Raw genomic sequence first — 14,652 nt, forward strand, 5'->3', positions numbered from 1 at the left:
CTTTGTTGGATTAAATTTCGGAAGAACTTCCACTATAATTAAAAATATAGGTCCCAACTGTTAGGAAAGCGTCCTGAATTGTAGGTGTCATTCTCATAACCTTCCAATAGCATCCATAAACAGCTTCGATATTTAAAAATCATCGTCTTCCATTAATTTTCTCATGGTACGCTCCTCCCATCCCTTGCCCAATATGGGTGTACGTCCATGCGCATCCAATCCATGCATTACTACCCCAAACCCCCAACCAAGGGCGGGAAATACGACCCAGGGAAAAGAAGAGGTATTATAATTTATTAAGGCCAGTAAAGGCATTACAACTATATAGGCCGCTAAATTCCCGTAAAAACTCTTAAGGGCCTCTACCCGCTCCTTTGCCTTTTTATAGCGCTTCTCCTCAATGTCTAACTGTTGGGTCTCAAATCTATTTAACTTTTGGGTTAATAAGGGCAGGCGCACAATAAACTCACTATTTGATTTTTCTATTTCTACCTCTCTCTTAGATACAATTCCATAACGTTCTTGGATATTCTTAAGCCCCACTCCGCTACTTTTTTTAATCACCTGTTTCTCCTGGAAATTATTACTTACGCATAACATACCATCTTCTTCGTAAACCCGTACTCGCAATGGCCTAGCTTTGGTAACTATATTGTGTTTTACCGCGTTCTCTAATAGCAACTGCAAGGAAAGGGGTACAATCCTGGCTTCTGGATTTGTACTTTTTTCTGGAACATCCAACACAATACTTTCTTCAAACCTCATCTTTAGTAATTTAATGTAGGTTTTGGCAAAGGCCAACTCTTCATCTACCGTTACCAGGTCCTTATTCTTCTGCTCTAGCACATACCTATATACCTTAGAAAGCGACGTAGTGAACCTTTGGGCCTGTAGGGGATCTTCTTCAATTAAACTGGTGAGAACGTTTAGACTATTGAATAAAAAATGTGGATCCAATTGGTTCTTTAGCGCATCAAATTTAGCCGATGCGGTTCCTGCGATGATTTTTTGCTCCTTTATCTTGCTCTCTTGCCTATATTTAAAATACCAGGCCACATAAAACAGGATGGATATAATGAGTGCTATAAGCATGGAAACCTTGTAATACTCCAACTTCTCCCCTTGAATAAAATTGGACAAGGGTATTTTGTCCAAACCGACTCTAAGCAATAGTCTAGCCATAAATATCCCAAAAAGTGATATAATGATATTGCCCGTTATACCAATTAATAAGGTTTTTTTAGCGAGAATTTGTTTCTTGTACTTAACAATTAGGAATTGAATCCAATACGCGTTTACTAGGTAAAGGATTACCGAGAAGATCATGTTTCTATAGTACTCCTGCCAGGCACGGTCATAACTAAATCCGCCTTCAAACCTACCCATAAAAAAGAAAATGGCAAGAAAAACAAAATAAATAAGGGTCCCAATAAGAAAGGCATTCCCAATATGTCTTAGAAATCGATTCATAGTGACAATTTAATTATAGGTAAGCTTGGTTAGTGCCATTTTAAACAGTGTGCAGGCTTAATACTTTTGGATTAAAGTTAGTGAAAAGTTAGCACCAGGGTCTAAGAATGGATAAAATTCGGCTATGCTTGCGTAAGGTTTGCCTGACCCATAATCTATCACATCCCATTTATTAACTCCCCCTTTACTATCTACGCTTTTCGTGGTCGCTATTTTTACCACATGGCTATCACTATCTAGGTTCTCCGCGGTATGGTCAACGATGAAGGCAATAATTATTAGAATGATTTTATGCATGGCAACATCCTTTTGCGGTTATAGCACAAAGATGGCGGTTAGTAGTAGTTCCATAAATTAGAAAGTTCCCAACTGTGACTATTGAAGGATGAATTGAAAAAAAGGGCTTTTTCTGAGTAGGATGGAAGCAGGCTTACCGAATTTCTGAAGAATTACCCCAATAAAAAAGAGGACGCACCCCTACGTCCTCTTCTATAAGTCAAGAATAAATTTACTCTCGAACTTATCAATTACTCTTACTTATGATATGTAAAATTACGTGTTAAATTTATAAATACCGTACTTTTTTACCAAAAAAAATAACGGTAACACTTAAATGCAGCACCTATAAGACAGAAAGCGTAGAGAGGTGGTCTATGCAGGCAAGGAAAGGTGGGTTGGAAACATGAGATCCATTAAATAATGGGAGTCTAACTAGCTGTAAAAAGGGGCAGAATAAATAATAAATCCATTATCCAATCAAATCCCCTACCTTTGCTTCTTATTATTTTACATATTATATGACATTTAAAGAATTAGGTATTATAGAACCTATCCTAAAAGCCCTAGCGGCAGAAGGCTATACAAAACCCACCCCAATTCAAGAGCAATCCATTCCCATTCTACTAAAAGGTAAAGATCTATTGGGCTGTGCACAAACCGGGACGGGTAAAACTGCCGCCTTTTCCATTCCCATTATCCAACAATTGGTTTTAGACCGTGAAGCAGATGGGCAGCAACGCAAAATTAGAACATTGGTAGTAACTCCTACCCGCGAATTGGCGATACAAATTGGAGAGAACTTCACCTCCTATGCCAGACATACCGGCATTAGAAATACGGTTATTTTTGGAGGGGTTAAACAGGGAAGACAAACCGATGCCCTTAAGAGGGGCGTAGACGTACTTATAGCAACTCCAGGAAGATTGTTAGACCTAATGAATCAAGGTTTCATCTCCCTTAAAGATATAAAGTACGCCGTATTGGATGAAGCAGACCAGATGCTGGACATGGGCTTTATTCACGATATTAAAAAAATTATTGCCAAACTACCCAACAACAGACAATCGCTTTTCTTTTCGGCTACCATGCCCAAGGCTATCGTTGAATTGTCCAGAAAACTATTGGGCGATTTTGAGCAAGTTACTATTAAACCTCAGCAGGCCACCGCGGAAAAGGTAGAACAAGCTATCTATTTTGTAGCCAAAAAGAATAAGCCCAAATTACTGACCCATCTACTGGAAAAAGACCCCAACGATTCTACCTTGGTATTTTCCAGAACCAAGCACGGTGCCAATAAAATTGTAAAACAATTGGCTAAAGCAGATATTAAAGCAGAAGCCATTCATGGCAACAAATCCCAGAATGCACGACAAAAGAGCTTGGGCGATTTTAAAAATGGGGATTTAAAGGTGCTTATTGCTACAGATATTGCCGCAAGGGGGATTGATGTAGAGGATTTATCCTTGGTGATCAATTACGACCTTCCCAATGTTCCTGAAACATACGTTCACCGTATTGGAAGAACTGGAAGGGCTAGTGCCAGCGGAATAGCAGTCTCATTCTGTGATGCAGAAGAAAGACCGTACTTAAAAAGTATCCAAAAGCTAATTAATCAGCAAGTACCCACCATTACAGACCATCCCTTTGTAGATGATGGCTTGGAGGAAGTGCCCTTACAGCCAGAAAAGAAGCACGGCAACCACAAGCAGCGACCACGAACCGGACATTCCAATCCGCGAGGGGGAAAAAATAACAATAGAGGAAGAAATACTAACCATAGACCTAAAAGGGATTAATCTCTTAAAGCGAATATTGAGTTATAACGACCGGGGCAAGAAATTGTCCCGGTTTTTTTTACAAAGGCACTTACCCTTATAAGCTCACAGAATAAAACTCCCCTTTTCACTCCCTTTTTTAATGATTAATCAATAATTTTTAGTTGGTCATTGAAAAAATAAGGATATTTAAGGCAGTATAAAATCACTTTAATCCATCTTATATTGTCCTTTATGAAAAGTTTGTTCTCTACCCTCCTTCTTGGAATTACTTTGTTTGCCATTCCGTTACACCTTTCGGCACAAACGACTAATTTGATAAGTTATAATATTAAGTACGACAACACCCATGACACCATCAATAATTGGAACGACCGAAAGGAAACCATGGTGCAATTACTTCGGCATTACAATGCCGATATTGTGGGAATACAGGAGGGCCTTCACCGCCAAGTTACCTATTTAAATGGGGCGCTACCAGGGTTTGCCTATGTAGGCGTTGGCCGTGATGACGGTATGCAAAAGGGGGAATACACTGCTATTTTATACAATGCGGAAAAATTTAAAGTCTTAAAGACCAATACCTTTTGGTTGTCGGACACCCCCGAAAAAGTTTCTGTAGGCTGGGATGCTGCGCTGGAACGTATTTGTACCTACGCGCTCTTTGAAAATCTAGAAACAAAAAAGCAATTTTGGGTTTTCAACACCCATTTTGATCACCGAGGTACGAAGGCCAGATCCAATTCTGCCCAATTAATCTACAAGAAAATTAATGAGATTAATACCAAAGGCACGCCCGTAATTCTTATGGGTGACTTAAATTTAACCCCAGATACCAAGGCCATTCAGTTTTTACAGCAGTACTTGGCAGATGGCATGGAGATCACTAAAAAGCCCTTTTACGGTCCTGTAGGCACCTTTAATGCCTTTGATCTGGATAGGGTTATAACGGACCGGATAGATTATATATTTGTAAAAGATATAGAGGTTCTATCCTATACGCATATTGATGATAGATTGGCGAACAACAAACACATCTCGGACCACTTGCCCGTAATGATAACTATAGCCGAATAAAGCATCTTCTGTGGCTTATGGGGATCCATAAACAAGGAATAGTAAGTGCCCAGCAGTTGGGAAAGGAAACAAAATTTTAAAAGCATGGTATTATGTATATCCCATCACCTTACAAGAACAAAGACCAAAAAGAGATAAAGGAGTTTCTTAGGCAGAATAGCTTTGGGATACTGGTAAATAATACAGCGGGCAAGCCTTGGGCTACCCATACTCCCTTGGAACTAGATGTGGATATGGATGGGAACGATGTATTGGTTGGACATATATCTAAAGCCAATCCACAGTGGAAATATTTTAGGGAGGACAAGGAGGTACTAGCCATTTTTAATGGACCACATAGTTATATCTCTTCCTCCTGGTATAAGGAAGAAGAAGTTCCCACTTGGAATTATATAGCGGTTCATGTGTATGGGACTATTAAAATATTGGATAAGAAGGCTGTCCTAGAGTCGCTTCACAAGCTTGTGGACAAACACGAAAAGGGAGTGGACAACCCCATTTCAATAGATGACCTATCACCTGAAACCATGAAGCAAATTAACGGGATTGTAGGTTTCCAAATCCATATTACGGAGCTTCAAGCCACCTATAAGTTATCCCAAACCCGTATGGAAGACCACCCTCAAATTATAGCAGAACTGAATAAATATGAAGGCAGTGGTTCTAAAGAAATAGCAAAGCTGATGAAAAATAGCAACTGCCCCCGCTAGTGACCGATTAGGGGTTCAACTTTAAAACTAATACAACAAATGACAGCTCTTGACAAAGAAAAGAAACTGGCGGCCTTGGAAGCAGTGAAGTATGTAAAACCTGGGATGACGGTAGGGTTAGGCACAGGTAGCACTGCCTCCATAATGATTAAAGAATTGGGGAGGCTGCATAAGGAGGGTTTGCATATTACAGGCGTCCCCAGCTCAGAAAGCACAAAAAGGCTGGCAACGGACTTGGGCATCCCGTTGGTATCCCTGGAGAATGCAGACCGAATAGACCTTACCATAGATGGTACGGATGAGTTTGACCCATACCTGCAATTGATTAAAGGCGGCGGTGGGGCCTTGTTACATGAAAAAATACTAGCCTACAATTCTGAGCTTGTCATTATCATTGCCGATTCCCAAAAACAGGTAAACCGGTTAGGGGATTTTAAGCTCCCTGTAGAAACCATACCCCTGGCCACCAAGAAGATAGTGCACTCCCTAACACAAATGCAGCTACTACCCACAATAAGGAAAAAGGACAGCAGCTATTTCATCACTGATGAAGGCAATTATATTGTAGATGTCACCATAAAACAACCTACTAATATTCCCTTACTGGATTACCAACTAAAACAAATCCCCGGTGTTGTGGAAACCGGCCTATTTATAGATTTGGCAGATATTATAATTATGGGAAAGGAAGACAGCACCCTCACCTTTAAAAGATAGGTGCTTTGTTAATGGGAAATATATAATTTCCCTAAAATATTAGGGCGTTTTATTATTTGTCAAGGAGTACCTCCTATATGGTATGTAAATGTCTAAAGAGTCGTTTTTTAAAAGTCTTACTTACTGGAATCACCTTCCTATTAATCTCTAAGTGGTGCTCTCCCACTACATCCAATTTTGAGATATTTACCATATAAGAGCGGTGTACCCTTATAAATTTTTGGCAATTTAGCTCCTCTTCTAACACTTTTAAAGTAGTACTAATTAAATAGGTTCCTTTAGGGGTTACCAGGATACTGTAATTCCTATCAGCCTCGATGTATAAAATATCGTCTAACAACAGCTTAATCATCTTACCATTATGGCGAACAAAAATACGATCGGCCATCACCTGTACCTGTCCTGTTCTATTACTATCCCTATCCTTGTTCTCCTTTAACTGTTCCTCTACCAAGGCTATGGTACGCTGCAGGTCTAGGTTGCTAAAGGGCTTGGAAATAAAGGCGTAGGGATGGGTAGTCTTTGCCCTGGCAAAAGTGGGTTCATCGGAATTTGCGGTTAAATAAATAATGGGCACATTATGGGTTTCCTGTATCTTGGAGGCGGTTGCTATTCCGTCTAGAGCCCCCCTAAGGTTGATATCCATTAATATAATATCGGGCTTGTTAGCCTTCGCATGTAGCACAGCTTCTTCCCCTCTGGGAACCACTCCAGTAATCTCGTAGCCCGCATTGGATAACTGCAAAGAAATATTAGCTGCGATAATCATATCGTCCTCAACAATTAAAATCCTTGTTTTTTCTTCCATATCTAGGCTGCTTTATGTAGTTGAAACTCAAAGAAAATATCAGTCCCTTTATTATTCTTTAATCGCATCTTACCGTCCAATTGTTGGGTTAGCAACTTTACTAATTGGGTGCCAAAACCAGTACCTTGCACTTCGGTTTCCTCTGTAAAACCCACTCCGTTATCCATAACCCGTAATTCCAAAACCGAGTCGGTCTCCTCTAACTCTATCGTAATTGTCCCCTCTACATTACCCGGAAAGGCATATTTCAAGGAATTGGTAACCAGCTCGTTTACAATAAGACCAATGGGAGTGGCGATATCCACATTAAGTTCAATATCCTTCATTTTGTAAACCATGGTAATCCTATCCCGGGCCCCATAGGAATCTAGAATGTAATCCGCCAATTTTATAAAATAGGTCCTCATCCCAATAGAAGTTAGTCGTTTCCCATGATATAAGTTTTGATGAATCATGCTCATACTCTCAATTCGGCTTTGGATTTGGAACATGGCATCCTTAATGTTTGCATCCTTAATCTGCGCCGTTTGAAGTGATAATAAGCTTGAGACCACTTCTAGATTATTTTTCACCCTATGGTGAATTTCCTTTATAAGAAATTCCTTTTCATCGTTTTGGAGCTGTAGCAATACATTCTTCTTGCGATTGTTTTTAATGGCAACAAAACCTAGAATTACTAAAAACAGTAATAATCCTGTAATGATAAAGCTCAGTATCTGGTTGGTGTTCTGCTTTCTTATTTTAGTCTGCTGCAAAAGAATAGTGTTCTCCTTCTGCGCAACATCAAACTCCGTTTGTAACAAGGCGATGCGCTGATCGGACTCGGCATTAAACACAATCTTCTTTAATTTATCATACTCGGAAAATGCCTTATAGGCCTCCCTATAATTGTGATTTCCTGCCAAGGCCTTCCCCAGGGCTTCGTAGGCCTGACTTAGGTAATATTCGTCCCCAAAATTTTCTGTCGCTACCTCAATCGATTCCTGAAGGCTTTCAATAGCACTGCTGTACTTTCCCTGTAAATTTTGCAATTTCCCCACAGAGAGATAGGCTCGCATTAAGAGAAAGTTATTATCTAGCAACTTGGCATATTTAATGGCGTTTTTTCCAGCCTTTTCTGCTGCTTCATAATTATCTAAGGAACAATACAGCTCTACCAGGGAAATATAAATATCACTTAGGTTATTATAGAACCCGTATCGTTCCCCAATAGCCTTGGCATGATCATAAAATTTAAGGGCGTTATCATATTCTTGCAGCATCAGGTAGTTATTACCCACCACATAAAGGGTAAAGTCATAATCCAAATCATTGATTCCCCGCTCTTCAAATATATTTATGGCCTTAAGTCCATATTCTAGCCCCTTTATAAACTTGGACTGTTTCCAGAAAATATTACTAAGGTCGCTATAAGCCAGTGCAATGGCTTTTTTATCCTGAAAAAGATTCCCCAATCGCAAGGACTCCAAAACATAGCCAGCCGCTTTGTCTAACTGTCCCCTCCGTTCATAAACATAGCCCATTTGTGTGTTTAAAAAGGCTAAATCCCTCTCTGGCACCTTAGCCATAGCCTCTTCCAATACAGTTTGGGCACTATCCAATTTCTCCATTCGCAGTAATATGGCCCCTTGGGTAATCTGAAACCGGCCATGCCACAGGGTATCGGAATTTAAGGTGGTGAGCTGCAATCCCATTTCCGTACATTGGATTGCCTTTTTTAAATTTCGTGTATGCCAATAATAGGAGAGATCGTTCAATATGGAATATTGTAAGGTATCATTATTGGTCACCTTGCTATAGGCATCCCTTAAATCGTCCAAATAAGATTCACCAAAATTGTCGGTATCTACAAAAACCCTTTGGTATTCTGGCGACTGTCCATGCAGAAACATGCTGAACAATAAATATAGAAGAATAGTGAATTTGATTGGTCTTCCCATTTCTGCACCCTTTAAAATAGGTCGTAAGAAGTCGGGATACTAAATATACAATTTTTTTAATTAATCCTTTGATAAAAAATACCATTCACTCGGATACCATTCCTATCGCTTCGTCCCCATCTGGTTGTGTAGGCTGGTTATATGCACTTATTTAGTAGGATAGGGAGGTTTTAGCGGAACGGAGACCGAGGCTAGATGTACGTTCCAATATTATTTTAAGCGGGTAACCTACTCCTTACCCATCAACGATATAATAAATCCATGCCTCTTAGATTTTCCCGCTAGGATAAATAAGAAGTATAACCTAACACATCAATATCATGAGAACATTCAGAAAAATGGCGATCCTTACACTACTCATTTTCCAAGGATCCCTTGTAATACAAGCCCAATCAGAAAAGAATCAGGCCTACTATATTCATGAAGACCAGGTGAAACCCTCTATGATCCAAAAGTACGAGGCGGTTTCCAAGGACTTTATGGACGCCTTTAAGGAACACAACATACAAGGGTTAAGTTGGATGGTAGCCTCCACTACCACTGGTCGGTATTTCAATATATCCCCTATAGAGAATATGGCTGAACTGGATAAAAACGTGATGGCCCCCTTGGCCGAAAAATTGGGAAAAGATGCATGGCAAGACCTCTTTAGACGCTTTAATGAATGCTATGACAAGCATGGTGACTACATTATCTACCTTAATAAGGAGCTCACCTATATGCCCGATGGGATTAACATTAATACTGAAGGTCAGAATTTTAGAAAATGGCACTTTTTACACGTCACCCCAGACAATATTCAGAACCTTAAGGGGAAATTAAAAGAGCTGAAAGCCCTATATGCTAGTAAAGGTTCCAAGGAATACTATCGAATATATCATAACGGATTTGGCAATATGGGCGATTATTACCTAGCCGTAGTGTCTGCGGTAGATGCAGAGGATTATGCCAAAAAATCCAAGGAAAACGAACAATTGTTAGGAGAGGAAGGACAGAAACTATTTCAGGAATTATTTCAATACGTCCATAAATACGAAACCGAGACCGGAAGTATGCACCCAGAACTGGCCTATACACCCCAAAACTAATCGTATATGTTAAGATCAGTCATAGCTATAGGACTCATTCTTCTACTGGGCAGCTCCTGTGAAAGTCAAGAAAAACGTTACACCCAAGATTCCCCGGAAATTGATATAGTTAAATCATTGATTAAAAATTACAATGATAAAACCTACGATATCGGTATGTATGCAGACACCTCGGAAACACGATATAATTCTACTAACGGATCCTTGTCTCCAAGTGAGGTAATAGCATACCACCAAGAAAATGATGCCAATTTTGCATCACGTGGCTTTTTAGACAATGAACCCGAATACGAAATGATAGTAAACGATGACGGAGAGGTATGGGTTAACTGTTGGTTAGATTGGAAAGGGGAGTTGGCAGCAAACAAGGAAGTAATAACCATTCCCATACATTTAACCTATCAGTTTAAAGAAGGTAAAATTGTAAGAGAGATTGGACTATGGGACCGGGCACCACTACTTGTGGCGCTTCAAAAAATAGCGACCAACAATAGTATGAATGCAGATGAGAAAGCTATACAAGCTACCATCACAAACATTGCAAAAGCCTGGAATACCAATGACGTTGAGTTGATGAACTCCAATATGGCCAGCAACCTTACTAGAAGTGATAATGGGAATGTTATAGCCAGAAATCCGTCGGAATATGGAAGTTTCATGGAATTGTATCACAGTGCGTTCCCAGACTTTAAGGTAGCGATAGACAATACGGTCATCCAAGGGAACAAGGCCCATTTACATTGGACCTGTACCGGTACCAACACCGGTCAATTTATGGAGAATAAGCCCACAGGAAAAGAAATTAAAACCCATGGGTATAGTATATGGACTTTTGATAATTCTGGGAAGGCGATACAAGAGGAGGCCTTTTATGACAACCTAGTGGTGTATCAGCAACTGGGGTATAGCATGCCCACCCTTAATAACTAGAAACTACAAAAACCTAACAGCATAAACCATCCTATATTTTTGGGGGAGACTAGGATAGTTTCCTGTTAGGTTTCTTAAAAGACAGCAAGTCAGGTGTTTTAATTTCAACTCCGCCTCACTGACAGGAATGCTTGGGAAGGTATTTAGCCTTTGCCATTCCCCTCTATACTAGTGGCAGCAATTAATTAGCATAATTTATAGACACCATGGAACAAGTACCACCAATCACAATCATTGCCACTCCCAGATTTAGAAGGGTAGCAGTGTTATTTTTTCTAGTCTGCATTAGCCATTACTTGGGAATAGCACAAGATAAAAACCTAGAGAATAATATTCAAATTTATACGCAGGTATGGGATAAGGTCCTAAACAATGGTGAAATTGACCAAATTAACTCCCAGAACTTCGATACCAGTATTACTTTGATAACCAATCCAGATTCTATAGTGGGCATTGATAAATTTAAGGCCTACTACCAACATTTTATCACGGGTTTTTCCAACATTAGTTTTTCCATAGTAGACATCTTTGGACAGGACGATAAACTGGTTAAACACTGGAATTTTACAGGAACTCATACGGGCGACTTTTTTGGGATTCCCGCTACGGGAAATACTGTAAACATTAACGGGGTAACCCTTGTAAAAATGAGGCAGGGAAAAATTGCCCAAGAACAGGATTTCATGGATAATATGGTGTTTCTACAGCAACTGGGAATACAGTCCGACCCACATAATATGACGGTGGTCGATAGCATTTACAATTCCTTTTCCATCGGAGATATCCCCACGGTATTAAGCTTAATGGACCCCAATATTGTGTGGAACGAAGCGGAAGGCAATTCCTATGCCGATGGGAATCCCTATAAGGGACCACAGGCGGTCTTAGACGGAATATTTACCCGTATAAAGGAAGATCATGAATTCTTTAAATTAGCTGATATTCAGCTATATGAAATGGCAAACAATCAGGTATTGGCCACGTTGCGGTACCGTGCTACCTTGAAAAAGAATGGTGCACCCATTGATGCGCAAGCTGCTCATTTATGGAGTTTGAAAGGCAGAAAAATCATTAGGTTTCAACAGTTTGTGGATACCAAACAACTGCATGAAGCATTAGGCAGATAGAACTGACTAGGACACTAATAGCGAGCATCCTTTACAGGATAGATCATGGATGTGCTATAAACACCCCCTAGCCCACTAATTAAATAATAATTTAAAATATCAAGATCATGAAAAATGCCATACTTACATTATTTCTTATACCCTTCCTCGCACTCTCACAGAACAATGAGGGTTATACCATCCTGGAAAATGGAATGATTACCCCAGACCCTGCTAAAATCACCGAATTTGAATCGGGTTTGGCCGCCCATAATAAAACCTACCATGGGGAGGGTCTTTATGGAGCCAGGGTCTATTGGATTGCAAGCGGAAAAAACACCGGCAGTTATATGTGGGTCATGGGACCACTTCCTTGGAGTGAGTTAGACAAGCGTCCGGCCCAAAAGGAACACGATAACGATTGGACAAACAACGTTATGCCCTATGTATTGCCACAAGGAGAGCAGACCTATTGGAAATTCCACCCAAACCTATCTAATTACCCCAAGGATTTTACCATAAAGAATATTCTGGTAGACATTTATGATGTAAAACGGTTTAAAGGCAGCAAATTACTGCCCATGTTAAAAAAAATCCATAAAACGATGGTAGAAAAGTTTCCCGAGGAAACATTTGGGATGTACACCAATGAATTGTCTAGCATGACCGATGGGAAGGATTTGGCCTATGTTTCCTTCTTTGAAAATTCGTCCTGGATGGGAATCGATGGAAAATTTTCCGAAAAATTTGATGAGACCCACGGTGCAGGCAGTTTTGAGAAATTTTTAGAAGACTGGGAAGATATAACGCACGGAAAATACTCCTCCGAAATATGGATCTACCGCGAGGATCTAAGCGGATTAAGTGGAGAACTCAAGGCTATGGCCCGTCAGTAATATTATTTGAATTAGCTGTCAATATAACACTTCCTTATGGACCAATGCCTATAAACCCGGGAATCACTCCTGGGTTTATTTATGCTTCACCCCTAGTTAGAAGTTGCCAACAAACTCAAGGAATGAGCTAGACGCGCCCTAAAAAAGCGCACCCAACTCTTCCATATATCATTAAATATGAGTATCTTAAAGGTATACTAACATATAAATACAAAAGTCATGGCTACAATAAAATCCTTGAACAAATGGGCCAATGCACACACTTATTATCCCTTGGATTTAGTACGCATAGCTTTGGGAGTCTTTCTTTTTATGAAGGGAGTAGACTTTATGTCTAACCACCAACAAATGGCCGAAATGATAAGGCCCTTCCAGGATTTACCTGGTGGAATGCTAATAATGCACTATGTAGCACCTGCACATTTTTTAGGCGGATTCTTATTGGTGATTGGCCTATTGACTAGATGGGCGGTATTGGCACAAATGCCCATAATTATAGGGGCCATCATGGTGAATTTCTTAGGGGAAATGAATGTGAACAACCTTATTTTAGCTTCCATTGTTTTTATTCTTTTGGTATTCTTCCTGCTTTATGGCTCAGGAAAACACTCGGCAGATTACTATCTGAAGATGCAGAAATAAACCACTGTTGTTTAAGAATCACCTAAGAATTTTCCTGTCATCAAATCCAGGATAGCCCATTGTATAGATGACCACAACCCCAAAAACACTTCAACGCAAGGCTTGGAGAATACCTACCTCACATAACATATAAAGCACTCACTATGTTCGCGGACTATAATTCTAACCCCAAAAAGATGTGTTTTTTCATTAATGGTAAACACATTCTTAGCGGATGGCTAGTTGCTGTATTACTCCTTTTCTTAATGAGCGGTTGTGTATTGGAGAATGAGGACTCCCCACCTAAGGACACTACAGACGATGATTTGGCCGTCGGTACGGATCCAGTATCCTTTACAGTAATAGGAGACGTACCCTATTCGGAGGAGCAACGAGATGGATTACTAGAGTTGATCAATAAACATAACGCCAGTGACCCTTCGGAATTTGTGGTCCATGTGGGCGATATAAAACCGGGTGCCGTATCCTGTGAAGAACCAATCTATAAGGATGTGGATAGTATCCTAAGATTATTTGAGGCACCTACCTTTATTGTTTTAGGGGATAACGAATACAACGATTGTGATAATCCAGCTCAAGGCTTGGAGTATTGGAAGAAGTATTTTTTACACTTTAATAAAAACTGGACTTTTAAGCCCGAGGTGACTTACCAAGCAGCGCGAACTGAAAATTTTAGTTGGACCATGGAGAAGGTATTGTTCATTGGCATCAATTTGGTAGGAAGCAATGTTCATGATGCAGGAGAATGGCAAACTAGATTAACGGATAATGGGAATTGGGTAAAGAAATTGATGGAGGAACAACAGGAGACGGTTGCTGCAGCCGTCATTTTTGGTCATGCTAATATTGTGGAAGCGGGGCCAGAGAAATTTCAAGTTTATACGGATGCGTTTAGGTTGGCCTCCAAATCTTTTGGCAAACCCGTGCTCTATGTACAGGGGGATGGTCATATCTGGTACCAGAATAAACCTTGGCCAGAGAAAAATATTACCCGATTACAAATCGATGGTGGAATTAAAGCCGTTAAGATCACTGTAGATCTACACAAGGACAGTCCATTTGTATTTGATCGTACTTTTTTGGATTAAAGTGGACTTTATTCCCTTCCTATTGGGGTAGGCTAACCCTATTGGCCATAAAACACCTTAGCCCTCCCCTTTTACCATCGTCTTAACCCGGATAATTCATGGGTATATAGTAAAATTGGGTGTAAA

At 40.0% G+C, this 14,652-nt stretch carries 13 protein-coding genes; 10 read left to right on the forward strand and 3 right to left on the reverse strand.

Annotated features, from left to right (window positions below; all coding sequences use genetic code 11):
* Positions 1-132: 132 nt before the first annotated feature.
* Entirely contained in the window at positions 133-1,470 is a 1,338-nt protein-coding gene (locus BV214_RS12235) for a histidine kinase (protein WP_086477796.1), read from the reverse strand.
* Positions 1,471-2,267: 797 nt separating this feature from the next.
* Between BV214_RS12235 and BV214_RS12245 the strand changes: the two genes are divergently transcribed.
* The 4 genes from BV214_RS12245 (at position 2,268) to rpiA (ending at position 6,028) form a co-directional block, all read left to right on the forward strand.
* Positions 2,268-3,545: a DEAD/DEAH box helicase gene (locus tag BV214_RS12245; protein WP_086477798.1), complete on the forward strand. Its 1,278-nt coding sequence runs from the start codon at positions 2,268-2,270 to the stop codon at positions 3,543-3,545.
* A 213-nt stretch (positions 3,546-3,758) separates the two neighbouring features.
* Positions 3,759-4,601, forward strand: coding sequence for an endonuclease/exonuclease/phosphatase family protein (locus BV214_RS12250; RefSeq protein ID WP_176328510.1), 843 nt, complete (start codon positions 3,759-3,761; stop codon positions 4,599-4,601).
* A gap of 92 nt (positions 4,602-4,693) precedes the next feature.
* A complete protein-coding gene (locus BV214_RS12255) occupies positions 4,694-5,311 on the forward strand; it encodes an FMN-binding negative transcriptional regulator (protein WP_086477799.1) in 618 nt (205 codons plus the stop codon).
* Between the two features lie 39 nt (positions 5,312-5,350).
* Positions 5,351-6,028: a ribose-5-phosphate isomerase RpiA gene (gene rpiA / locus BV214_RS12260; protein WP_086477800.1), complete on the forward strand. Its 678-nt coding sequence runs from the start codon at positions 5,351-5,353 to the stop codon at positions 6,026-6,028.
* Between the two features lie 73 nt (positions 6,029-6,101).
* Here the strand turns inward: rpiA and BV214_RS12265 are convergent, their stop codons facing one another.
* Complete coding sequence (locus tag BV214_RS12265; protein WP_086477801.1) at positions 6,102-6,836, reverse strand: LytR/AlgR family response regulator transcription factor; 735 nt, start codon at positions 6,834-6,836, stop codon at positions 6,102-6,104.
* A 2-nt stretch (positions 6,837-6,838) separates the two neighbouring features.
* Positions 6,839-8,776: a tetratricopeptide repeat-containing sensor histidine kinase gene (locus BV214_RS12270; RefSeq protein ID WP_086477802.1), complete on the reverse strand. Its 1,938-nt coding sequence runs from the start codon at positions 8,774-8,776 to the stop codon at positions 6,839-6,841.
* 320 nt (positions 8,777-9,096) lie between these two features.
* Here BV214_RS12270 and BV214_RS12275 point away from each other — a divergent pair, with 320 nt between their 5' ends.
* From BV214_RS12275 to BV214_RS12300, 6 genes are all read left to right on the forward strand, one after another.
* Positions 9,097-9,864, forward strand: coding sequence for a hypothetical protein (locus BV214_RS12275; protein ID WP_086477803.1), 768 nt, complete (start codon positions 9,097-9,099; stop codon positions 9,862-9,864).
* Between the two features lie 6 nt (positions 9,865-9,870).
* Positions 9,871-10,794 (forward strand): ester cyclase, encoded by a 924-nt coding sequence (locus BV214_RS12280; RefSeq protein ID WP_086477804.1) that lies wholly within the window; start codon positions 9,871-9,873, stop codon positions 10,792-10,794.
* A gap of 206 nt (positions 10,795-11,000) precedes the next feature.
* Positions 11,001-11,921, forward strand: a complete 921-nt coding sequence (locus BV214_RS12285) for an ester cyclase (protein ID WP_086477805.1) — start codon at positions 11,001-11,003, stop codon at positions 11,919-11,921.
* 107 nt (positions 11,922-12,028) lie between these two features.
* On the forward strand, positions 12,029-12,796 hold the full coding sequence (locus BV214_RS12290) for a hypothetical protein (protein WP_086477806.1): 768 nt from the start codon (positions 12,029-12,031) through the stop codon (positions 12,794-12,796).
* Positions 12,797-13,015: 219 nt separating this feature from the next.
* Positions 13,016-13,438 (forward strand): DoxX family protein, encoded by a 423-nt coding sequence (locus BV214_RS12295; protein ID WP_086477807.1) that lies wholly within the window; start codon positions 13,016-13,018, stop codon positions 13,436-13,438.
* 143 nt (positions 13,439-13,581) lie between these two features.
* Positions 13,582-14,526, forward strand: coding sequence for a metallophosphoesterase (locus BV214_RS12300; RefSeq protein ID WP_140157755.1), 945 nt, complete (start codon positions 13,582-13,584; stop codon positions 14,524-14,526).
* The last annotated feature ends 126 nt before the right edge of the window (positions 14,527-14,652 follow it).

Source organism: Arenibacter amylolyticus, assembly GCF_002150785.1.
In the GTDB taxonomy this organism is placed as follows: Bacteria; Bacteroidota; Bacteroidia; order Flavobacteriales; family Flavobacteriaceae; genus Arenibacter; species Arenibacter amylolyticus.